This is a genomic window from Streptomyces sp. TRM68367 (assembly GCF_014495685.1).
Classification (GTDB): Bacteria; Actinomycetota; Actinomycetes; order Streptomycetales; family Streptomycetaceae; genus Streptomyces.
Genome location: NZ_JACTVI010000207.1, coordinates 1 through 6034, shown reverse-complemented (window position 1 = coordinate 6034; position 6034 = coordinate 1). Strand labels below are relative to the sequence as shown.

Annotated in this window: 6 protein-coding genes; 4 read left to right on the top strand and 2 right to left on the bottom strand. The window is 67.2% G+C overall.

The window, feature by feature from the left end; all coding sequences use genetic code 11:
* Positions 1-119: 119 nt before the first annotated feature.
* The gene (locus tag H8R17_RS44525) at positions 120-1283 is read right to left on the bottom strand and encodes an IS630 family transposase (RefSeq protein ID WP_262506033.1); all 1164 of its coding nucleotides are present in this window, start codon (positions 1281-1283) and stop codon (positions 120-122) included.
* Positions 1284-1370: 87 nt separating this feature from the next.
* Here H8R17_RS44525 and H8R17_RS44520 point away from each other — a divergent pair, with 87 nt between their 5' ends.
* The 4 genes from H8R17_RS44520 (at position 1371) to H8R17_RS44505 (ending at position 4427) form a co-directional block, all read left to right on the top strand.
* Complete coding sequence (locus H8R17_RS44520; RefSeq protein WP_187828855.1) at positions 1371-1697, top strand: hypothetical protein; 327 nt, start codon at positions 1371-1373, stop codon at positions 1695-1697.
* Between the two features lie 161 nt (positions 1698-1858).
* Positions 1859-2350: a GNAT family N-acetyltransferase gene (locus H8R17_RS44515; protein ID WP_187828854.1), complete on the top strand. Its 492-nt coding sequence runs from the start codon at positions 1859-1861 to the stop codon at positions 2348-2350.
* Positions 2351-2755: 405 nt separating this feature from the next.
* The gene (locus H8R17_RS44510; protein WP_187828853.1) at positions 2756-4006 is read left to right on the top strand and encodes a hypothetical protein; all 1251 of its coding nucleotides are present in this window, start codon (positions 2756-2758) and stop codon (positions 4004-4006) included.
* A gap of 112 nt (positions 4007-4118) precedes the next feature.
* Positions 4119-4427: a membrane dipeptidase gene (locus H8R17_RS44505; RefSeq protein ID WP_262506032.1), complete on the top strand. Its 309-nt coding sequence runs from the start codon at positions 4119-4121 to the stop codon at positions 4425-4427.
* 158 nt (positions 4428-4585) lie between these two features.
* Here H8R17_RS44505 and H8R17_RS44500 read toward each other — a convergent pair whose 3' ends face one another.
* The gene (locus H8R17_RS44500) at positions 4586-5878 is read right to left on the bottom strand and encodes an ISL3 family transposase (RefSeq protein ID WP_187828852.1); all 1293 of its coding nucleotides are present in this window, start codon (positions 5876-5878) and stop codon (positions 4586-4588) included.
* Between the last annotated feature and the right edge of the window lie 156 nt (positions 5879-6034).

Below are 6034 nucleotides of genomic sequence, written 5' to 3'. Positions count from 1 at the left end.
TCCTCCATCTCCTCAGGTGTCACGCCCGAAAGAAGATCACACCCTACCCACGCACGAACAACCGGGGTACCTAACAAAGCCCTATTAGTGGTCTGCGTCGTAAATCCTTCGGGGGTTGATCATGCTGCCGCTGCGGCGGAGGATTCTTGCTGGTGATCGGCGGTGTGCCGGTCGAGCCTGGCCAGCAGATCGTCCAGGTCGGAGGTGGTGAACTTCCACTGGAACGGCTGTGCCGCGGCGCTGTAGCGGTCTTCGAAGGCTCGGAGCCGGTTCTCGACCTCGTTGAGGTCGGTGAAGTCGTTGGGTGAGACGACCTTGCGCTGCACGACTGAGAAGAAGATCTCCACTTGGTTCACCCAGGAGGCGTGCACCGGGGTGTGTACCAGCACCGCGTTGAGAAACGCCGCGGCCAGCCGGTCCGCTGCTGCCTTGCCGCGGTGGGAGGAGCCGTTGTCCACGACCCAGAACACCCGCTTCGCGCTGGCGTAGGGCTCCTGGGCCATGACCTGGGCGACCAGGTTCATGAACGGGTCGATGCCGGTGCGGGGTTCGCACCGGCCGAACACCTTGGCCTGGTGGACGTCGTAGGCGGCCAGGTAGGCCAGAGCGCCACCCCGGTGGTAGGTGTGGTTTACGCGCATGGCGCGGGCCTGCCCGGGGGCGAGGGTGGGTGGCAGCGGCAGCGGGCCTGGATGGAGGTCTTCTCGTCCGCGCTGATGACGTACTCGTCGTCGCCGAGGGGCCGGCCCTGCCAGGTGCGGGCGTACAGGTCCAGCACGCGCTCGGCCTTGGGCCGGAACTCGGGGTCGGTGATGAAGATCGGACTGGTACTGCCAGGGCTTGAGTGCGTCGTCCCTGAGCCAGCGGCGCACGGTGGAGGCGGAGACGGGGCCGGTGATGCCGCGTGCGGCGAGTTCGGCGGCCAGTTCTGGGCACGACCAGCGCGCCAGAGGCACCCCGGTCTCGGCGGGCAGGCGGCAGGCCAGCGCTTTGGCCTCGGCCACCTCCAGTGCCGTGTACGACGGTGGCCGGCCCGACCGCTCGCGGTCGCTCAGACCGGCCAGGCCCTGCGCGGCGAACCGGCCGCGCCAGCAGCGGACCGTGTCCAGATGGAGGCCCGTCTCACGGGCGATGCGCGCATTGGAGCGCCCCCTGGCCGCGTGCAATACCACCTGCGCGCGCATCCGCAGCCGGTACTCGGTCTTGTGGCCATAGGCCATTTTTTTCAGCCGCTCGCACTCGGCGGCGCGCAGGGCTATCGGGCGGGCTGCGGCAACATTCAAGGCAGGCAGGCCGATCGGGAGAAGCGGATCACGACGGGCCGTAGCCTTCCGTATCCGACCACCGGCCCGTCGGGCAGGATGGCTGCCATGCCCACGCCTTCGGAACACACCCGGCTCTCGCTGGAGGCGCGCCTCGGCGAGCGTGCCCGCACTGCCTGGCCGCAGCTGAAAGGGCTGCGCGTCCGCCACCGCGGCGCCTTCGCCTACGTGGAGGCGGAACTGGCCGACGGCGAACGGGTCAAGCTGATGCGGCTGCGCTATACCGGCGCCGTCGGCAGGTGGGGCTTCACCCTCTACTACGCCAGCAGCGACCGCTACGAAGACTCCCTGCTGACCACCGGCGGCCTTGCCGGCAGCCCCGAAGACGCCCTCGACTGCTCCTGCAGGGTCCACCTCACCGCCCCCGGCATCTGACCACCCAGTTCTCGTATGGCTGCCGTCACCTGACATGTAGCACTGCGTAGCACTGGTGAGTGCTGAGGATTGATCACGGTACGGCAGCCTGATCGGTCAGCGGTGGTTTTCAACGTTTACTCAGTTGCAGTGAACCTCATGCGACTCCAACACTCGAGGCCATGAATGATTTCGTGATCCGCGCGGCGATGACTGCTGACGCATCGTTCCTGCAGGACATGCTCGTTGAGGCGGCGAACACGCCCAGTCACCCGGGGCGGAGCCGAGCGGACACGTTGGCCGCCCCGGAGGTTGCGCGCTACGTCAACGGGTGGCCGCGTGCTACCGACCTCGGTGTGGTGGCCGTCGAGGTCGACGGGCGCGCCGTCGGTGCGGCATGGCTGAGGTTCTTCACCGAGGCTGAGCCGGCCTACGGCTTCGTCCATGCCGACATCCCCGAGCTGGCGATCGGCGTTGTCGCTGATTGGAGGGGGCGCGGTGTGGGTCGTGCGCTGCTGCGGGCGCTGGCCGACACCGCCCGACAGCACGGCTTGGAGTACATCAGCCTCAGCGTGGAACGCGCTAATCCTGCTGCCGCGCTCTACTACGCGGAGGGCTACCGGGTGGTCGAGAGCCGCGACCATGCCGACACCATGCTGCTTGATCTGCAGTAGGCCCGGTGCAGACGACATGCACAACACAGACTCCGAGGCCAACCCCCGAAGGACTTCCGGAACAGACCACTTAGACCTTGGCCTGAGTGCCGGCGGCGTACGAGCCGGTGTCGCCGTAGCCGACCATGAGGTCCGATCAGGAACCCTGTTCGCTCTGCAGCCCCAATGCTCGGTACGACAGCGGCTCCTCATCGCGAAGGCTCCCTCTCGGCGACGCCGCCCGAGGTTTATGACGCGCCAACTTGCTACCAGACTCCAGGCACCTCAGATTTCCCTCAAGCCCCACACGCCTCGTGATTTCGCTGAACTAGCCTCCCTGTCCATAAGCACTGGCCCAGTCATTGCTCGTGCGGCTGGCCGGAGATCCCCTGGCCCCGAAGAGGTAAACCGCAGATGCAGCACCGGATGAAGAGCAGTTCCAAGAAGACCGTGATCATTGCGGCGGCGGGCACCAGTGTGCTGGCCCTGACCGTGCCGATCACGGCGTTGGCGACCACAACCGAGTCCGGTTCGCATGCAGCCGGATCACATTGCACCGTCGATGTATCCGGCGGTCCTGTGCAATGTTTCCCGACCTATCGGGCAGCCATCGCGGCAGCCACCGACGGCCGGGTCAAGGACGCTCCGCTGGACGTCCGCACAGCCGTCACCAACCCGGCCTTCCAAAAGAAGATCGACGTTGCGGGCACCGCCGCCGAGCTGCGGGCCGATGCGGAGCCGGCCGCGGAGTCGTCCGTCGTCATCGGCACGGAGTACCTGGACGCGAACCACACGGGCAAGTCCATGAGTTTCACCGCCGAGAGCAAGTGCACCCCCGACGGGCCGGGCTTCCAGGTCGACCAGGTGCCCGCCGAGTTCAACGATGCCATCAGTTCGTACCAGACCTTCAACGACTGCCAGGCCCGGCACTTCGCCGACCCCGGGCTGAAGGGCGACTCCACCAGCTGGCAGATCGGCGGTCAGCTCTCGGTCGGGGACGGTGTGGACAACCTGACGAGCTCCATCCAGTGGAACTACGCGGAGTCGCCCACCGCCGCCCAGCTCTTCGCGGACTGCGACGACAAGATCGCGACCTGCAAGTTCGAGCACAAGGGCGACGTCACCTACAGTTACGGCGGGGTTCACGAGGTGGCCCGCGCGTACAACTGCACCAGCATCGAGCAGCAGAAGAAGATGAGCTGGTGGGACACGACCGGTGGCAAGAACTCCCTCAGCGTCGAGCTGGGAGCCAGCTACAAGATCGGAAATGCCCTGGTCGGCACGGAGTACAGCCTCAGCTTCAAGACCACTTACGGACACGAGTGGACCTGGGAGAGCAGGGTCTCCGACGAAACGGACCTCACCGTCCCGGCCGGGGAGGTCGGCTGGGTCAACCGGAACACCAAGATGCAGACCGCGGGGGGTGAGTACACGGTGACGTACAAGGACCGCAAATGGGGTCACTACATCTGGTACATCCGTGACTTCGTCGCCACCGGTCCCGTCCCCCAGGAGATGGGTGTCGTCGACTGGGTCTCCCGCCCCATGACGGCGGCGGAGAAGGCCGATCACTGCAAGGACGGCGCTGCCGTGGTCGCCGCCATTCCAAAGAAGACCATGACCACATCCAACAAGAGCCTGCCCAGCACCGCTCACGTCCTGTCCGGCCCGCGTTGATCCGACCGGCCTGACCCCCGCCGCAGATGCCAGGCCGGTCCAGCAGTCGCTCCTGGTAGACGGCCGGGCCGCCGAAGAGGAGCTGGGAGGACTTGGCGCGCCGGAAGTCCAGATGGGCGGGGATATCGGCGAACTGGCCCGCTACCGCAGGCCCGGGGGCAGCTTCGTTTCGGTGAACGTGGGCTATGTTCCCCACAGCGCCGATGACGTCGCCGGTCTGATCGCAAGCTGGCGGGAGCGGATCGCCACGGATGACCGTTTGCGGCTGGCTATGAGCGTCGAAGACGTCGAAGCCGCTGGGCGTGCAGGTGACGTGGCAGTGGCCTTCGACCTGGAGGATTCCGGTCCGCTCGATGGACAGTTGGACCGAGTGCGCCACGTCTACGATCTCGGTGTCCGCACAATGAGCCTTTCCCAGTAAGCGCCCGTCGCTCGCTGGGATCGCGATGTTGGCGCTGGGTCTTCAAAGTTGAGCGGTGCGGAGGTGTCCGCGGGCTCGGCGGGTGGTGACGCAGCGTGTCCGTAGCCGTTGGTTGTCGGCATTGCGGAAGCCGAACGCGTTGCGGGCGACGAGCTTGATCACGCGGTTGACACCCNGACGCAGCGTGTCCGTAGCCGTTGGTTGTCGGCATTGCGGAAGCCGAACGCGTTGCGGGCGACGAGCTTGATCACGCGGTTGACACCCTCGCTTTTGGCGTTGCTGTGCCCGGTGTCGATGAACGCTTCGATCTCGGACCACCAGCGGTCGACGGTGGTGGCGAGCTGGCGGACTTCGGGGATGTCGGAGTCCGCGCACCACGTGAGGAACTTCCAGCGGGCGTGGCCGACTTGGTGGCGGTCGGCGCCGGTTCTCGCCAGGGCGAGGAGGTTGCGGAGGTTTTCCTTGGCGATCCATGCCGTCAGCAGGGTCTGGCCGATCGTCCCCTCGCCCAGCAGCGTGTTCCACATCGTGGCGAACTGCTCGTCGGTGAGGTCCTCGCGATTGCGCAGAAGGCGCCGCCTGGCTTTCCACTCCGGGTCACTGGCGCGTCCACGTCGGCCGCGCATCTCGGCGGTGGTGCGGCGCCGGACCATGGACAGCATCTTGTTGGCGAGCTGGACGACGTGGAAGTGATCGACCACGACGGTGGCCTGCGGGAGACCGGTGCAGACGGCGGCGCGGTAGGTGGCCGACATGTCGATGGCCACGTACTCGATGCTCTTTCTCCAGGTCAGCGGGGTGGTGGCGAGCCAGGCGAGCACATCGGCGACGGTGCGGCCCTCGACCTGGCCGAGCAGGCCGCCGGCGCCGAGCGCGTCGACGAACCCCGTGTGCCACCGATCGCGCGTCAGCATCCACTTGCCCGTGGCGGGGTCCTGTTCCCAGCGCGGCCGTCCGCGCCGGGTCTCGTCGATGCCCAGCACCTTCACCTCGGGCAGCGGGGCCTCGGTGACCTCGTGTGCGACGGCGCGGAAGGCGTCCATCACGGTGGGCCAGGACAGACGCAGATCCCGGGCGGCCTGGATGACGGTGGAGGCGGCGTCGCGTATTCGCCGCCCGGCAGCACCGCGCAGCCGCATGGTGATCCGCGCGCCGGCCGGTAGCTGCGGGATCTGCTCGGTGAAGGACCGGCGCGGGCAGCCGGCCTCCCGGCACCACCAGCGGCGCTTGTGCCAGCGAAACTCCAGCCCGCTCTCGCCGTACGGCAGATCGCGGGGCCGGGTAACCGCCGAGCCCTTCACCCTGGTGGCGAACACCCCGCAGGCCGGGCACGCCCGCGCCCTCTCATCGGCCGTGGCCAGGTGGACCCGGCGCGTCCCGTCCGCCAGCCGCTCGACCCGGACGACGGACACCCCGTCGAGGTCGAGCAGCAACGTCGTATCGTTGAGCAAGCCCGTGGCTCCTGCATGATCGTTCTGCCTAGAGAACAGAAATGATCACGCAGGGCCACGGGCACCTTGCGTCCAGGGCCAAGCCGCCCGACCCAACACGGAGCGTGACGCTGTGTCAGCAAGCCGAACCAGCGCACCGCTCAACTTCGAAGACCC